17 protein-coding genes are annotated in these 16,234 nt (G+C 57.9%); 9 read left to right on the top strand and 8 right to left on the bottom strand.

Annotation, left to right across the window (positions count from 1 at the left end; genetic code table 11):
- Positions 1–16: 16 nt before the first annotated feature.
- On the bottom strand, positions 17–1,912 hold the full coding sequence (locus RYA97_RS21885) for a potassium transporter Kup (RefSeq protein ID WP_005733333.1): 1,896 nt from the start codon (positions 1,910–1,912) through the stop codon (positions 17–19).
- A 320-nt stretch (positions 1,913–2,232) separates the two neighbouring features.
- Between RYA97_RS21885 and RYA97_RS21880 the strand changes: the two genes are divergently transcribed.
- From RYA97_RS21880 to tsaA, 6 genes are all read left to right on the top strand, one after another.
- Positions 2,233–3,324: a catalase family protein gene (locus tag RYA97_RS21880; RefSeq protein WP_316893063.1), complete on the top strand. Its 1,092-nt coding sequence runs from the start codon at positions 2,233–2,235 to the stop codon at positions 3,322–3,324.
- Positions 3,325–3,744: 420 nt separating this feature from the next.
- Positions 3,745–5,088 (top strand): 30S ribosomal protein S12 methylthiotransferase RimO, encoded by a 1,344-nt coding sequence (gene rimO / locus RYA97_RS21875; protein WP_002554675.1) that lies wholly within the window; start codon positions 3,745–3,747, stop codon positions 5,086–5,088.
- Positions 5,089–5,190: 102 nt separating this feature from the next.
- The gene (locus tag RYA97_RS21870) at positions 5,191–5,631 is read left to right on the top strand and encodes a GNAT family N-acetyltransferase (RefSeq protein ID WP_002554676.1); all 441 of its coding nucleotides are present in this window, start codon (positions 5,191–5,193) and stop codon (positions 5,629–5,631) included.
- 92 nt (positions 5,632–5,723) lie between these two features.
- Positions 5,724–6,434 (top strand): rRNA pseudouridine synthase, encoded by a 711-nt coding sequence (locus RYA97_RS21865; protein ID WP_002554677.1) that lies wholly within the window; start codon positions 5,724–5,726, stop codon positions 6,432–6,434.
- An 80-nt stretch (positions 6,435–6,514) separates the two neighbouring features.
- Positions 6,515–6,976 carry a DUF1456 family protein gene (locus tag RYA97_RS21860; RefSeq protein ID WP_002554678.1) on the top strand — a complete coding sequence of 154 codons (462 nt, stop codon included), beginning with the start codon at positions 6,515–6,517 and terminating at the stop codon, positions 6,974–6,976.
- A 13-nt stretch (positions 6,977–6,989) separates the two neighbouring features.
- On the top strand, positions 6,990–7,682 hold the full coding sequence (tsaA, locus tag RYA97_RS21855; protein WP_044324680.1) for a tRNA (N6-threonylcarbamoyladenosine(37)-N6)-methyltransferase TrmO: 693 nt from the start codon (positions 6,990–6,992) through the stop codon (positions 7,680–7,682).
- Positions 7,683–7,761: 79 nt separating this feature from the next.
- Here tsaA and fpr read toward each other — a convergent pair whose 3' ends face one another.
- Complete coding sequence (fpr, locus tag RYA97_RS21850) at positions 7,762–8,541, bottom strand: ferredoxin-NADP reductase (protein WP_002554680.1); 780 nt, start codon at positions 8,539–8,541, stop codon at positions 7,762–7,764.
- A gap of 123 nt (positions 8,542–8,664) precedes the next feature.
- Between fpr and RYA97_RS21845 the strand changes: the two genes are divergently transcribed.
- Positions 8,665–9,591, top strand: coding sequence for a LysR family transcriptional regulator (locus RYA97_RS21845; RefSeq protein WP_002554681.1), 927 nt, complete (start codon positions 8,665–8,667; stop codon positions 9,589–9,591).
- A gap of 7 nt (positions 9,592–9,598) precedes the next feature.
- Here RYA97_RS21845 and RYA97_RS21840 read toward each other — a convergent pair whose 3' ends face one another.
- The 3 genes from RYA97_RS21840 to RYA97_RS21830 all read right to left on the bottom strand — a co-directional run bounded on the left by RYA97_RS21840 (position 9,599) and on the right by RYA97_RS21830 (position 11,651).
- Positions 9,599–9,964, bottom strand: coding sequence for a diacylglycerol kinase (locus RYA97_RS21840; RefSeq protein WP_002554682.1), 366 nt, complete (start codon positions 9,962–9,964; stop codon positions 9,599–9,601).
- Positions 9,965–10,047: 83 nt separating this feature from the next.
- Positions 10,048–10,695, bottom strand: coding sequence for a response regulator transcription factor ErdR (gene erdR / locus RYA97_RS21835; protein WP_002554683.1), 648 nt, complete (start codon positions 10,693–10,695; stop codon positions 10,048–10,050).
- 245 nt (positions 10,696–10,940) lie between these two features.
- On the bottom strand, positions 10,941–11,651 hold the full coding sequence (locus tag RYA97_RS21830; RefSeq protein ID WP_002554684.1) for a tRNA-uridine aminocarboxypropyltransferase: 711 nt from the start codon (positions 11,649–11,651) through the stop codon (positions 10,941–10,943).
- 279 nt (positions 11,652–11,930) lie between these two features.
- Between RYA97_RS21830 and RYA97_RS21825 the strand changes: the two genes are divergently transcribed.
- Both RYA97_RS21825 and RYA97_RS21820 read left to right on the top strand, forming a co-directional pair.
- Positions 11,931–12,347: a quorum-sensing-regulated virulence factor family protein gene (locus tag RYA97_RS21825; RefSeq protein ID WP_002554685.1), complete on the top strand. Its 417-nt coding sequence runs from the start codon at positions 11,931–11,933 to the stop codon at positions 12,345–12,347.
- 193 nt (positions 12,348–12,540) lie between these two features.
- Positions 12,541–13,662 (top strand): LOG family protein, encoded by a 1,122-nt coding sequence (locus tag RYA97_RS21820; protein ID WP_002554686.1) that lies wholly within the window; start codon positions 12,541–12,543, stop codon positions 13,660–13,662.
- 4 nt (positions 13,663–13,666) lie between these two features.
- On the opposite strand, the gene recX is transcribed toward RYA97_RS21820, so the two are convergent.
- The 3 genes from recX to RYA97_RS21805 form a co-directional block, all read right to left on the bottom strand.
- Positions 13,667–14,134 (bottom strand): recombination regulator RecX, encoded by a 468-nt coding sequence (gene recX, locus RYA97_RS21815; RefSeq protein WP_005743450.1) that lies wholly within the window; start codon positions 14,132–14,134, stop codon positions 13,667–13,669.
- Positions 14,135–14,139: 5 nt separating this feature from the next.
- Positions 14,140–15,204, bottom strand: coding sequence for a recombinase RecA (gene recA / locus RYA97_RS21810; RefSeq protein WP_004657925.1), 1,065 nt, complete (start codon positions 15,202–15,204; stop codon positions 14,140–14,142).
- A 93-nt stretch (positions 15,205–15,297) separates the two neighbouring features.
- On the bottom strand, positions 15,298–15,813 hold the full coding sequence (locus RYA97_RS21805) for a CinA family protein (protein WP_005743449.1): 516 nt from the start codon (positions 15,811–15,813) through the stop codon (positions 15,298–15,300).
- Positions 15,814–16,234: the final 421 nt, after the last annotated feature.

Genomic DNA, 16,234 nt, shown 5'->3' with positions numbered 1-16,234 from the left:
CCTTGCCAGCGAACGCTTACATCTCTACTTGCGTACCCAGCTCGATCACCCGATTGAACGGCAGCTTGAAGAAGCGCAGGTTGCCGTTGGCATTCTTGAGCATGAACGCGAACAGCGCCTCACGCCAGCGCGCCATGCCATCCATCTTGGACGGGATCACCGTTTCGCGGCTAAGGAAGTAAGTGGTGCGCATCGGGCTGAAATCCAGCTCCGGCAGATCACACAAGGCCAGCGCAGCAGGCACATCGGGCTCATCGATGAAACCGAAGTGCAGGATCACCCGGTAAAAGCCTTCGCCATAGGACTCCACTTCAACACGCTGAGCGGCAGGCACACGCGGTGAGTCCTCGTACACCACAGTCAGCAACACCACTTGCTCGTGCAGTACCTGGTTGTGCAGCATGTTATGCAGTAGCGCATGAGGTACGGCATCCGAACGTGCGGTCAGGAACACCGCCGTGCCCTGCACGCGATGCGGCGGCTGAACGCGAATACTGCCGATGAAGATCGGCAACGGCAGCCCGCCCTCGTCAATCCGCTCCGCCAATAGTTGCTTACCGCGCTTCCAGGTGGTCATGAGGATGAACAGCACTGCACCTGCCAGAACCGGGAAGGCACCGCCCTGGAAGATCTTCGGTACGTTGGCCGCAAAGAACAGGCCATCCACCAGCAGCAGGCAGATCAGCAACGGAACAGCCAGCAACGGCGGCCATTTCCAGAGCATCAGCATCACCGTCGACACCAGAATGGTGGTGCAGAGCATGGTCCCGGTCACTGCCACGCCGTACGCAGATGCGAGCGCGCCAGACGATTCGAAGCCGATCACCAGCAGAATGACACCCGCCATCAGCGCCCAGTTGACGGCACCGATGTAGATCTGGCCCTGCGCATCACTGGAGGTGTGCTGGATATGCATGCGCGGAATGTAGCCCAGCTGGATCGCCTGCAGCGTCATCGAGAACGCGCCGGAGATCACCGCTTGCGAGGCAATGATGGTCGCCATCGTCGACAGGCCGATCAGTGGCAGCAGCGCCCAGCCCGGCGCCAGCAGGTAGAACGGGTTACGAACCGTTTCAGGATTGCCCAGCACCAGCGCACCCTGACCGAAATAGTTGAGCAGCAACGCAGGCAGCACGAGGATGAACCAGGCACGTGAAATCGGCTTGCGGCCAAAGTGACCCATGTCGGCATACAGCGCCTCGGCCCCCGTCAGGGCGAGCACCACAGCACCCAGAATGGCCACACCAATGCCCGGATGAATGATGAAGAAATTCACACCCCAGGCCGGATTGACCGCTTTGAGCACTTCCGGCGACTGCATGATGCCGTAAACGCCCAGCGCGCCGAGCACCAGAAACCAGGTCACCATCACCGGGCCGAACAGCACGCCGATGCGTGCCGTGCCGTGGCGCTGAATCAGAAACAGCCCCACCAGCACGATCAGCGCCATGGGCACGATCCAGTGATCGAGGCCATCGAAGGCCAGTTCCAGCCCTTCCATCGCCGACAATACCGAGACTGCCGGGGTAATCATGCTGTCACCGTAGAACAGCGCAGCACCGAACAACCCGAACACCACCATCATCATTTGCAGTTTGGGGTGTTTGGCCGATGCTCGACGCGCCAGCGCCATCAACGCCATGATGCCGCCCTCGCCCTGGTTGTCAGCACGCAGAACAAACGCCATGTACTTGAACGAAACAACCCAGATCAGCGACCAGAAGATCAGTGACAACACTCCGAGTATCGCGTCATGCGTGACTTCCACGCCGTAACCACCCTGAAACACTTCCTTGAGGGTGTACAGCGGGCTTGTTCCGATATCGCCATAAACCACCCCCACTGCCGCGATCAGCAACCCGATAGGCTTGGCAGTGCCTGCGGCCTCCCCATGACTGTTTGTTTGACTCATCCACTACTCCCGGAAACCAGACATGAGGTTCAACACTGAGAACATCACAACGCGTAACAATTCAGATTCAGCCAGACATTGACATGCCTCGGCGCGATGGCGCGAAGCATAACGCAGCACTCGTTGTAATTCTTGGTGAAACGCAAACGGCGAAAATGATCAGGCCAGCGCGCCCCGTCTTTCAGGCAGTTTACGGGGGAGATATTTATCATTGAACGACGCAAATACCGGCCGGTCATTACTTAAGCCTGCCGCCTGAAAGGTCATCAAGAACCGCATCGACGCCCGGGCACCCTGATTCCTCTGACCGAGATGCCCTGATGACAACAAGAAATCTGACTGTTCAGCCATTACGCTTCCAGCCCTCATTTGAAGTCGTCCCCGACGATGAGCCGCAAACCAGCAAAGAGCTGGTGGAAGCCATGCATTCCATTCTTGAAACCACGTTGCAAGACACCGGGCACGCCATTCGCAGTGTGCATGCCAAGGCACACGGGTTACTTCGCGGGCAGATTCAGGTCTATGACGAGCTGCCCGAGCCGCTGGCTCAAGGCGCGTTTGCGAAACCTGGAAATTTCCCGCTGTTCATGCGGTTCTCGACCAACCCGGGGGATATTCTTGACGACAAGGTCTCAACGCCCAGGGGGCTGGCGATCAAACTTGTGGGTATCGAAGACACGCGCTTGCCCGGCAGCGCCGACGCATCGACCCAGGATTTCGTCATGCAGAACGCCAAGGCCTTTACTGCCAGGGACCCCAAGGCTTTTTTGAAAACCTTGAAGTTATTGGCCAAAACAACTGACAAAGCACCGGGCATGAAGAAGGCACTGTCTGCAGTCCTTCGCGGTATCGAGTCCGCTATCGAGTCTGCCGGGGGCGAGAGTGGCACACTGAGAAGTCTCGGCGGGCACCCGATGACTCATATTCTCGGCGAGACGTTCTACACCGTCGTACCTTTTCTGTACGGGCCCTACTACGCCAAGCTGAGCGTAGTCCCCATTTCCGCAGAGTTGATGGCGCTGACCGACAAGGCTGTGGACCTGAAAGACAAGCCGGATGGCCTGCGTGAGGCAGTCAAAGCGTTTTTCCTCGAAAACGATGCCAGCTGGGAGGTTCGTATCCAGCTGGCCACGGACCTGGAGAAGATGCCGGTAGAGGATGCGTCGGCGATCTGGCCGGAAGACCTGAGCCCCTACGTGGCAGTCGCTCGAATCGATGTCCCCCGCCAATCCTCGTGGTCAGAGCAAAGCATTCAGGAAATCGATGAAGGCATGTCATTCAGCCCATGGCATGGTCTTGAGGCGCACCGTCCGCTGGGCGGAGTGATGCGAGTGCGCAAACCTGCCTACGAACACTCGGCGGGCTTTCGCAGTCACCACAATGGGTGCCCGATGCACGAGCCGCGGGGTTGACAGGTCAATCGGCCCGAGGCTAGATCCTTATGGCGATGGCTCCCGTTTCATCAGTGCGCATCTGATGAAACGGAACAGCCTTCAGGCAAATACGACTTCCACTCGCGGCCGAGAGCATAGCCAGATACGTCCTGCATATCCTGAAGGTCTCAACCAATGCGCCTCCCCCCCCCCCCCCCCCCCCCCCCCCCCCCCCGGACCTGACAATTGCGCAGACAAAGTATGCAGGCTCGCGCAACAGCCAAGCGCTCTTTGAGCATAAATCCTCCCCTCGCCTGACATACGTCGCAATTCTCATCCAAACGCTGGTCATCGCGCCCGCTCACCGCTAGAATTGCGCACTTTTTGATCAGAGGCGCAGCAAGCGCCCAGTCAGCGCCTGCGCTTCGCGTTCGGGTGCCCTTCACGCCGAGGTTTGCCATGTCCACCGTCACCACGCCGTCCGCCCCAAAGGTCGGATTCGTTTCACTGGGTTGCCCGAAGGCACTCGTTGATTCCGAACGCATCCTGACCCAGCTGCGCATGGAAGGTTACGAAGTCGTTGCGACCTACGAGGATGCCGACGTGGTCGTGGTCAATACCTGCGGCTTCATCGACACCGCCAAGGCCGAGTCGCTGGAAGTGATCGGCGAAGCAATCAAGGAAAACGGCAAGGTCATCGTGACCGGCTGCATGGGCGTTGACGCAAATGTCATTCGCGATGTGCACCCCAGCGTGCTGTCGGTGACCGGCCCGCAGCAGTACGAACAAGTGGTCAACGCAGTGCACGATGTCGTGCCGCCCCGCAAGGACCACAATCCGCTGATCGACCTGGTGCCACCGCAAGGCGTCAAGCTGACCCCGCGCCACTACGCGTATCTGAAAATTTCCGAAGGCTGCAACCATAGCTGCAGCTTCTGCATCATCCCGTCGATGCGCGGCAAGCTGGTCAGCCGTCCGGTTGGCGATGTACTGGATGAGGCCAAGCGTTTGGTCAAATCCGGCGTGAAGGAGCTGCTGGTTATTTCCCAGGACACCAGCGCCTATGGCGTTGACGTCAAATACCGCACCGGGTTCTGGGACGGCCAGCCGGTCAAGACCCGCATGACAGAGCTGTGTCAGGCGCTGGGTTCGATGGGCGTCTGGGTTCGCCTGCATTACGTTTACCCGTACCCGCACGTCGACGAACTGATTCCGCTGATGGCGGCCGGCAAGATCCTGCCGTACCTGGACATCCCGTTCCAGCACGCCAGCCCGAAAATCCTCAAGCTGATGAAGCGGCCAGCCTTTGAAGACAAGACACTGGCACGCATCAAGAACTGGCGCGAGCAGTGTCCTGATCTGATTATCCGCTCGACATTCATCGTCGGCTTTCCCGGTGAGACCGAAGAAGACTTCCAGTACCTGCTGGACTGGCTGACGGAAGCCCAACTGGACCGCGTCGGCTGCTTCCAGTATTCGCCGGTTGAAGGTGCTCCTGCCAATCTGCTGGATGCGGCCATCGTGCCGGATGACGTCAAGCAGGACCGCTGGGATCGCTTCATGGCTCATCAACAGGCAATCAGCGCTGCGCGCCTGCAAATGAAGATCGGCAAGGAAATCGAAGTACTGATCGACGAAGTCGATGATCGTGGCGCCGTAGGCCGCTGCTTTTTCGATGCTCCGGAAATCGACGGCAACGTGTTCATCGGTCTGGAAGAGGGCAGCACCGTTCAGCCCGGCGACAAGATCATGTGCCGCGTTACCGATGCTGACGAATACGACCTGTGGGCCGAGATGCTGTAAGCACAGCCCCTTGCCGTAACCGAAAGCCCTGCCCTTGAACCGGCAGGGCTTTTTCGTCTCTGGCCGTTGTCTATGCAAGACTGGCCGAAAGGAGAACGCGAGATGCGGTTATATACCCCGGACACCAACGATTACCCGGAGATGAGCGAGGTGTGGGAGCGCTCGGTGCGCGCCACCCATGACTTTCTACCGGACGCCTACATCATCAGGCTCAAGGGGTTGCTGACACAGTATCTGGACAGCGTGACGCTGTTCTGCACCCGGGACGAGCAGCTCAACATCACGGGCTTCGCGGGCGTGAACAAAAACCGACTGGATATTCTGTTCATCGACCCGAACCATCGCGGGAAAAAGCTGGGCACGCAGCTGCTGACCCACGCAATCGAGCACTTCGACATCCGTGAACTGGACGTCAACGAGCAGAACACTCAGGCACTGGGGTTTTACCTCCGGCATGGTTTCGACGTTGTCAGCCGTTCTGAAGTCGACGGCTTGGGTCAGCCTTATCCGATGCTCAGAATGCGCCTGACCCGTCGTAACTGACATCGATTACAGCGCAAATGCAATGTTGCCGCGATTAACCAGCGTGAGGCGGTTACAATGGCGCCTTTCTCATCAGTAAACGGCTTTTCTTCATGACAGACCCCATTCGCCTTTCCAAACGCCTTATCGAGCTGGTCGGTTGCTCCCGCCGGGAGGCCGAACTGTTTATCGAGGGTGGCTGGGTTACTGTGGACGGCGTGGTCATCGAAGAGCCGCACTTCAAGGTCAGCACCCAGAAAATCGAGCTCAGCCCGGATGCCAAGGCCGACTCCCCTGAACCAGTCACGATAATCCTGCACAAACCTGCCTCGGCAAGCGCCGAAGAGGCTTTGCAGATGATCACGCCGGGCACGCTCTCGGTCGAGCACAGCTACAGCAAGCGTCCGCTCAAGGGCCACTTCATGCGCCTTGAGGCGATTTCAAGCCTGCAAGCCAATGCCAGCGGCTTGATGGTGTTCAGCCAGGACTGGAAAATCCTGCGCAAGCTCACCGATGACCGCAGCAAGATCGAGCAGGAATACGTGGTGGAAATCTCGGGCGAAATGGTTGCTCATGGCCTGAACCGGCTGAATCACGGCCTGACCTACAAAGGCAAGGAACTGCCCGCCGTAAAGGCCAGCTGGCAGAACGAGAACCGCCTGCGCTTTGCAATGAAAAACCCGCAGCCCGGCATCATTGCCCTGTTGTGTGAAGCCGTTGGCCTGAAGATCGTCGCCATTCGTCGCATCCGCATCGGCGGCGTGTCCATGGGCAAACTGCCCGAAGGCCAGTGGCGCTACATGACGACCAAGGAAAAGTTTTAACTCCCTCGGCACCCGACCTTATTACCGCGCGCATGATCACCGTCATGCGCCGCCATACGACTTATCAGGAAACACGCCTCATGATGAACAACGACGTACTGCGCAGCGTGCGCTACATGCTCGATATCAGCGACAGCAAGGTTGTCGAAATCATCGGTCTGACCGGTTTTGAAGTGTCCAAAAGCGATGTCATCGCTTTCATGAAGAAAGAGGAAGAAGAGGGCTATCTGGATTGCAGCGATGAAATCATGGCGCATTTTCTCGATGGCCTGGTCTACTTCAAACGTGGCAAGGACGAAAGCCGTCCGCCGCAGCCGATTGATCTGCCGATTACCAACAACATTGTTCTGAAGAAACTGCGCGTGGCCTTCGAACTGAAAGAAGACGACATGCATGCCATCCTGAAATCCGCAGAATTTCCGGTTTCCAAGCCAGAGCTGAGCGCACTGTTCCGCAAGGTCGGACACACCAACTACCGCGCCTGTGGCGATCAACTGCTACGCAATTTCCTCAAGGGTCTGACCCTGCGCGTGCGTGGCTGAACCGGTCGGCACCATGAGTTACAACGTCTCCCCTGTCGGCTTCGTACGCTCCTGTTTCAAGGAGAAATTCGCCATCCCCCGCCAGCCACAGCTGGCCCCGGCAGCACGTGGAGTGCTGGAGCTGGTGGCGCCTTTCGATCAGGGTGAGGCTGTTCAAGGGCTGGAAGAGGTCAGTCATGTCTGGCTGCTGTTTCTATTCCATATGGCGCTGGAAGACAAGCCGCGCCTGAAGGTTCGCCCTCCGCGTCTGGGCGGCAACCAGTCGATGGGAGTATTTGCCACGCGCGCGACGCATCGCCCCAATGGCATCGGCCAGTCGGTGGTCAGGCTGGACAAAGTCGAAGCCGGTCGCCTGTGGCTGTCCGGCATCGACCTGCTGGATGGCACACCAGTGCTGGACATCAAGCCCTACGTACCCTACGCCGATGCAATCGCCGAGGCGACCAACCACATCGCCAGCGCTGCGCCGGCCCTGATACCGGTGCAGTGGCAGGACGCCGCCCTGCGGCAGGCTCGCGAACACGCACTACGCCTGAGTGAGCCGCTGGTCGAGCTGATCGAGCAATGCCTGGCCCAAGACCCGCGCCCGGCCTATCAGCTACCGACGCCGGAACGCCGCTACGGCGCTCAATTCTGGGATCTGGACGTACGCTGGCACTACCCGCAGGCCGGTGTGATTTGCGTGCTTGAAGTCCTGCTGGCCTGAAGGGATGCCAGCGACAAATCCCGAGCAATAAAAACCCGCCTGATCCCTTCAGGGACGAGGCGGGTTTTGTAAGGCCAACTTACTTCTCGACGAATGCACGCTCGATCAGATAGTCGCCGGGCTCACGCATGCGTGGCGAAACGGTCAGACCAAAGCTGTTGAGCACTTCGCTGGTCTCGTCGAGCATGCTCGGGCTACCGCACAACATGGCGCGGTCGTCCTGTGGGTTGATCGGTGGCAAGCCGATATCGCTGAACAGTTTGCCACTGCGCATCAGATCGGTCAGGCGACCTTCGTTCTCGAACGGCTCGCGGGTGACAGTCGGGTAGTAGATCAGCTTGTCACGCAGCGCTTCACCGAAAAACTCGTTCTGCGGCAGATGCTCGGTGATGAATTCACGATAGGCGACTTCGTTCACGTAACGCACGCCGTGGCACAGGATGACTTTCTCGAAACGCTCGTAGGTTTCAGGGTCCTGAATCACGCTCATGAACGGCGCCAGGCCAGTACCCGTGCTCAACAGGTAAAGATGTTTGCCCGGTTTGAGGTCGTCCAGCACCAGCGTACCCGTAGGCTTTTTGCTGATGATGATTTCATCGCCTTCCTTGAGGTGCTGCAACTGCGAGGTCAGCGGACCGTCCGGCACCTTGATGCTGAAAAATTCCAGATGCTCTTCCCAGTTCGGGCTGGCAATCGAGTAGGCGCGCATGAGCGGACGACCGTTTGGCTGCTGCAGACCGATCATGACGAACTGACCGTTCTCGAAACGCAAACCAGGGTCGCGGGTGCACTTGAAACTGAAGAGGGTGTCGTTCCAATGGTGGACGCTGAGGACACGCTCGTGGTTCATGTTGCTCATGTACGTGAAGACTCCTGAAAAAATAGTGCGCGCAGAAGCACTGCGCTATTGCGCGACATTCTAGTGGCAGACACAATATCTGTTAAATGAATTATCAAGATATAGGTTATCGGTTATATAGATATGCGATTTACTCTTCGTCAGCTCCAAGTGTTCGTTGCCGTCGCCCGACAGGAAAGCGTCTCCAAAGCAGCCGTACTGCTTTCGCTTTCGCAGTCGGCTGCCAGCACCTCCATCACCGAGCTGGAGCGCCAATCGAGCTGCCAGCTGTTTGACCGCGCCGGCAAGCGGCTAAGCCTTAACGCCACGGGCAGGCAATTACTGCCGCAGGCCGTCGCTCTGCTGGATCAGGCAAAGGAAATCGAAGACCTGCTGAACGGTAAATCAGGCTTTGGCTCGCTGGCAGTCGGGGCCACACTGACGATTGGCAATTATCTGGCGACCTTGCTGATCGGCGGCTACATGCAGCGTCACCCGGAAAGCCAGGTCAAACTGCACGTCCAGAACACCGCGCATATCGTGCAACAGGTTGCCCACTACGAGATTGATCTGGGCTTGATCGAAGGCGATTGCAGCCACCCGGACATCGAAGTGCAGTCCTGGGTCGAAGACGAACTTGTGGTGTTCTGTGCTCCACAGCATCCACTGGCCAAACGCGCCCATGTAACGCTGGAAGAACTGACCCATGAAGCCTGGATCCTGCGAGAACAAGGTTCAGGCACGCGTTTGACGTTCGATCAGGCCATGCGTCACCACCGCAACGGGCTGAATGTCCGACTGGAGCTGGAACACACCGAAGCCATCAAGCGGGCAGTGGAATCCGGACTGGGCATTGGCTGCATTTCCAGACTGGCGCTACGCGACTCGTTTCGTCGCGGCAATCTGGTGGAACTGGCCACACCTGAGCTGGATCTGGCGCGTCAGTTCTATTTCATCTGGCACAAACAGAAATATCAGACGTCAGCCATGCGCGAATTCCTCGAACTGTGCCGCGCGTTCACCGCCGGAGTGAAGCGCAGCGACGAGATCGTGCTGCCAAGCCTGTATTGAACAAGCCCTAACCCAGCAGCACAATGCCCCACACCAGAGCGATCATGCTCAAGGCGATGAACTGGGCAGCGCTGCCCATGTCCTTGGCGTTCTTGGACAACGGGTGCAGGTCCAGAGAGATTCGGTCGATGGCAGCCTCTACAGCTGAGTTGAGCAATTCTACAATCAGGGCCAGCAGGCAAACGGCGACCAGCAAGGCATGCTCGGCCTTGCTGACGTGCAGGAAAAACGATAGCGGGACCAACACCACGTTAAGCAGTACCAGCTGGCGGAAAGCGGCTTCGCCTTTGAAAGCAGCTGACAGACCGTCCAGAGAATAGCCTGCGGCATTGAGGATACGTTTTAGACCGGTTTGGCCTTTGAAGGGCGACATAGAGAGGCTGCTGTGTAAAAAAGATGAGGAAAGCTAAGGCACTAAAGGTCAAAAAAGCGTGAATGCTCGCAACCTGAACACCGTTAACTGGACGAGATGGACTCAAGCTGCTGTAACAACAACGCTGCCTGAGTTCGCGTGCGTACGCCAAGCTTGCGGAAAATCGCCGTGACGTGCGCCTTGATAGTGGCTTCGGAGACGCTGAGTTCTGAGGCAATCTGCTTGTTCAGCAGCCCCTCACAGACCATTGTCAATACTCGAAACTGCTGGGGCGTGAGGCTGGCAAGGCCAGCGCTTGCAGCCTTCGCTTCATCCGAAACACTGATCACTTCATTGACCTGCGGCGGCCACCAGACGTCGCCATCGAGCACGGTGCGCACCGCCTGCTGAATGACTTCAAGGGGGCTGGATTTAGGAATGAACCCGCTGGCACCAAACTCTCTGGAACGCACCACTATCGACGCCTCTTCCTGAGCCGAAACCATCACCACCGGTATCTGCGGATATTGGCCGCGCAACAGGACCAGCCCGGAGAAGCCATAAGCCCCTGGCATGTTCAGGTCCAGCAGAACCAGATCCCAATCAGCCTTCTCTCCCAGACGGGATTCAAGCTGGGCAATGCTTTCTGCCTCGACGAGCCGCGCTTCAGGCCCCAGGCCAATGCTCAGCGCCTGATGCAGCGCACTGCGAAACAGGGGATGATCATCAGCGATCAGGATGTCGTAGGTCATGTAGTGATCCTGTTTTTATAGTGAGGGCCGACAGAATCGGCCACCCAGCAAGACTGGCGAATGCGCATCGCGACAACCCGAAAAGAGCGTCGGAGCCACACCAGACAAGATGAATCGGCTTCCAGGCGGCGCCAAGCATGCCCAGCAAGACCATGACGGTCAAGCGCGAAGCGTCATTGCCCGAGAACATGGATGGCAATTAGCCCATACAGGGCAGATCCGCAACACTGCGTGATAGAAAGCCTTCAAATAAAAGCCTTCAAATGAGTGTGGGCCGCGTCGTCGGGGTCTATCGGCTTGAGGTACTTGGCACCCAGATAATGAGCGCTGAACACATCCAGATAAGCATCCAGTACACCACTGGCGCAGGTATCCCCGGCCAGCTCCAGACAAAGCGCGGCGACTTCGGCAGTACAGAAGTGATCGTCTCGCCTTGATCGGCGCAAACGGTAACGCGAGATCTGCTCGGGCTCCAGCGTCAACACCGGAAACCTTTCCAGATACGGGCTTTTGCGGAACATCTTGCGCGCCTCGGTCCAGGTGGCATCCAGCAGAATGAACAGTGGGCGCTTGCCATCCATGCGCGACACCTTATTGACCACACGCTCCTCGGCAACGAATTCACCGGGAAAAACGATATACGGCTGCCACTGCGGATCGTCCAGCAAGGCGAGCAATTGCTCGTCGACATCTATTCGCGACCAGCCGAAGGCGTGGGTGTCCTTGATGACATCGGCGATCAGCCAGCCGGTGTTGGTCGGCTTCAAAGGCTCGGTGTCGTACATCAGCAGGCACATGCCTGACTCGGCAGTCACGGCAGGTCGCCACGCGCACAGGCAATAACTGGAGATAACCCGGCAATCCGGACAGCGCGGCGCGCGCGAGCCGCGAGCAATAAAGGGCTTGGTACTGCGGGCCAGACGCTCGTCGCGCAGACGGGAAACGGCATGACTCATTACAGGACACGCCTGCGGGGGGAATACATCGACACCACAAAGACTCGGCAGGATTAAAGTCCGCGCAGTTTATCAGAGCACCGGCACTTCAACCCGCTTTCGGTCCTCGGGCTGTTCCCGTGTCAGAGAGACCGTGTTGAAACGGGTACAGCCCCTAGGCCCGATGAAGACTCCTGCTCTATACTGCTGCGCCATTGCAACCCGCGTTATCGGCGGGCTGCCCGGAACGCACTTTGAAGTCGCTGGTCCAACGGCCAGCCACTTAACCAGGAGAGTTTAATGCTGCGCCTTATCGTACCCACCCTTACGCTTTTGCTCGTTGCTCCGCTATGCGCCCAGGCGGCGTCGAAACAGGAGTTCGAACTCAGCAAGATGCTGGAAAAAGTCGCTAAGGAAAGCAGTGTCGGCACGCCAAGAGCGATCAACGAAGACATCCTCGATCAGGGCTATACCGTCAGTGGCAACGAATTGATCAACCATTTGAGCGTACGCGAAGGTCAGGCCCAGCAAATGCGCGCCAACCCGGACGTGATGCGCAACCAGTTGGGCAACAGCGTTTGCCACAACAACGGTTTCCGCCAGTTGATGACCAAGGGAGCCGTCCTCAAGTATCAGTTCACCGAGTACAAGACCAACCGCCCGGTTGCGACCCAGACCTTTCAGGCGTCGGATTGCACTGTAAAGCCGAAAAAGTAAGCCACCCCGGCACGTAGCCCCCTGCCCGCGCGCCTGTCCCTCAGGCGCGTCAGTTCAGCAACGCTCAAGACATCCTGCAACGAATCCGCCCTGGCAATGAACAGGGAATGGGTAGCCTTTCTCTGCAAACCGGGACATCATCGATTCAACACGCCCCACCGGGCCATTGATTCTGCAGGAGGATAAACCCCGAATGCCGTATGTACCTGACGATCTTCTATCCCGACACTTTCAAAGCAACGGGCTCGACCTGACCAGCAAAATTGAAGAGCACATCAACGAGGTTGCTCCTGGTACCAGAAACCTGCCGCTGTATCGCGACATGATGCTCACGGTGCTACGCATGGCCCAGGACGACCGCAATCGCTGGGACGTCAAGATAACGCTGCAAACCCTGCGCGAACTGGACAAAGCCTTTCGGGTGCTCGAGCGCTTCAAGGGCCGCCGCAAAGTCACCGTATTCGGCTCTGCTCGCACCCCTCAAGAGCACCCCCTTTACGCACAGGCCAGAGAGCTGGGCGAAAAGCTTGCCCGCTCGGACATGATGGTCATCACCGGCGCAGGTGGCGGCATCATGGCGGCAGCCCACGCAGGTGCAGGTCTGAAACACAGCCTGGGGTTCAACATTACCCTGCCCTTCGAGCAGCACGCCAACCCTACGGTGGAGGGCACGGAAAACCTGCTGCCTTTCCACTTCTTCTTCACACGCAAGCTGTTCTTCGTCAAGGAAGCCGACGCACTGGTGCTGTGTCCAGGCGGGTTTGGAACCCTGGACGAAGCGCTGGAAGTGCTTACATTGATACAGACCGGCAAAAGCCCTCTGGTGCCCGTCGTGTTACTGGACACCCCTGGCGGCAGCTTCTGGCAAGGTGCACTGGACTTCATCAAAAACCAGTTGCAGGACAACCACTACATTCTGCCAGCCGATATGAAACTGATGAGACTGGTCTACAGCGCCGATGACGCCGTGGAAGAGATCAACCAGTTTTATGGCAACTTCCACTCCAGCCGCTGGCTGAAGAACAAGTTTGTGATCCGCATGCGCCACGCGCTCAGCGCGAAGGCTCTGGAGCACATGCAGGAAGCTTTCGCCGATCTGTGTATCAATGAAAACTTTCATCAGCACAGCTATCAGGGCGAGGAGCACGATGAAGTTCAATTCAGTCACCTGACACGACTTGCGTTTACCTTCACAGGACGCAATCAGGGCAGGCTTCGTGAACTGGTGGACTACATCAATCAACAGGAAAACTGGGAGGACGCCTCAGCGACAAGAGATGGCGCGCAGGATCAAGCGCCACAGAAAACGCTCTGATACCTCAGTCATCCCCGCCACGGCCGCTTAACAAGCGGCCGATCATATCCAGCGGATAGCCGCGATAACTCAGAAACCTTCCCTGCCTGGCTCGCTCACGAGCATCAACAGGCAAAGCACCGGCAAACTTGCGCTGCCAGAGCTCGTGAAGCTTCTCCTGCCAGTCCACACCACATTCCCTGAGCGCCTGCTCAATGTCGGCCCGCTGCAAGCCACGCTGATTCAGCTCTTCTCGAATACGAACAGGGCCGTAGCCCGAACGTGCCCGGTAAGAAACGAAGCTTTCAAGGTAACGGGATTCAGAGAGCAGGCCTTCCTCGACCAGACGGTCGAGTGCTGCATCGATAAGCTCGGGGGGAGCGCCGCGCTGACGCAATTTACGCGTCAGCTCGACTCGACCGTGCTCGCGACGTGCGAGCAGGTCCATTGCAGTGCGCCTTACGGCGACAGGTGTATCAAGTACGACAGGCATGACTATCAGATATCAGCGTCTGCTTCGGCCATATCATCAGCAACGGCAGCTTCGCGGGAACCAACAGCCTTGGTATCGACGCCAGGGGTCAGCAACTTGTCGCGGATCTGCTTCTCGAGCGCTTTGCAGATTTCCGGGTTATCTGCCAGGAACTTGGCCGAGTTGGCTTTACCCTGACCGATCTTGCTGCCCTGGTAGCTGTACCAGGCACCGGACTTCTCGACAAAGCCATGCAGCACGGCCAGATCAACGATTTCGCCGTTCAGGTAGATACCCTTGCCGTAAAGAATCTGGAACTCGGCCTGACGGAATGGCGGAGCCACCTTGTTCTTCACGACCTTGACGCGGGTTTCGCTGCCGACAACCTCGTCGCCTTCTTTCACTGCGCCTGTACGGCGGATATCCAGACGTACCGAAGCATAGAACTTCAGAGCGTTACCACCGGTAGTGGTTTCCGGGCTACCGAACATCACGCCGATTTTCATGCGGATCTGGTTGATGAAGATCACCAGACAGTTGGCGTTCTTGATGTTGCCGGTGATCTTGCGCAGCGCCTGAGACATCAGACGCGCCTGCAGACCCACGTGCATGTCGCCCATTTCGCCTTCGATCTCTGCCTTTGGTACCAGCGCAGCAACGGAGTCGACAACGATGACGTCGATGGCGTTGGAACGTACCAGCATGTCGGTGATTTCAAGCGCCTGCTCACCGGTGTCCGGCTGCGAAACCAGCAGGTCGTCGACATTGACGCCCAGTTTGCCGGCGTATTCCGGATCAAGCGCGTGCTCGGCGTCAACAAACGCACAGGTAGCACCCATTTTCTGGGCTTGCGCGATGACCGACAACGTCAGCGTGGTTTTACCGGAAGACTCTGGACCGTAGATTTCCACGATCCGGCCTTTCGGCAGACCGCCGATGCCCAGTGCGATATCCAGACCCAGCGAACCGGTGGAGATGGCAGGAATAGCCTGGCGATCATGGTCGCCCATGCGCATCACGGCACCTTTACCGAACTGACGCTCGATCTGACCCAAGGCCGCAGCCAAGGCTTTCTTCTTGTTGTCGTCCATTGAAGTCCTCACGTAATCAAATTCAATTAGGGCCTTGATGGCCACAACACCTGTATAAGTAGACAGTATTATTCCACAGCGATGAGCGCGCGCCTACCCCTGTTTTGGCATTTCTCCACGCGCAAGCTGTATAAGCCCTTGCAGCGCGGCTTCGACCGTCTGTCGACGGACCTGATCCCGGTCGCCATCGAACTGGCGACGCTGTGCGACAAGCGCATCATCCTTGCCCCAACACAGCCATACGGTACCGACCGGTTTATCCGGCGAACCACCGCCAGGCCCTGCAACACCGCTGACTGCGACGGCGAATCGCGCGCCGCTTTCACGCTGCGCACCTCGCACCATGGCTTCGACAACAGGCTGGCTGACCGCCCCGGCCTCTACGAACAGTGCCTCGGGCACGCCCAATTGCCGGGTCTTCTGGGCATTCGAATAAGTCACATAGCCAGCCTCGAACCATGCCGAGCTACCGGCGATGCGCGTGATCGCTTCGGCGATTCCGCCTCCTGTGCAGGATTCGGCGGTGGTCACTTGAGCGTTCATTGCGCCGAGAAGCCTGCCAAGCGTATTGGCCAGCCCGGTTATCTCGTCCACGGTGTCCTCATTCATGCTGGAAGCCTGTAAAAGTGATTCCTGAGACAAGGCAGCCGCCTTGAAGCGGGTCTGCCATTGCCGGTTTATCGCGCATCTTTCCTGCGTTCCGGCTTTTTGACCGTTTCGACCGTCGTTTCTCTCGGCCTTTTTCTGGCTTCTTCCAGCGGGATGAAGCGACCGTTGACGGAATCCCTTGCTCGTTTGTTTTTCATATAAAAGTCCTTTTTTATAGCGTGCCGCCCGGTTATCGAGTAGCAGCGATGAAAGTCTATACGCCAAATCGAGGTTGATGGCTGTCAGGAAACGCCCGGTCACCAATAAGCGGAAGGTACGCTCTAACTGCACCGCATGATTGAGCGTGATAACCTTGCGACCATCGCACATACCCGGCAGACGCCCCTCGATTCAAGGAGGGACCACCCGTCATGCCTCAAGG

Source organism: Pseudomonas syringae group sp. 26L6 (genome assembly GCF_032587815.1).
Classification (GTDB): Bacteria; Pseudomonadota; Gammaproteobacteria; order Pseudomonadales; family Pseudomonadaceae; genus Aquipseudomonas; species Aquipseudomonas amygdali.
This window is presented reverse-complemented; position numbering and strand designations above follow the sequence as displayed.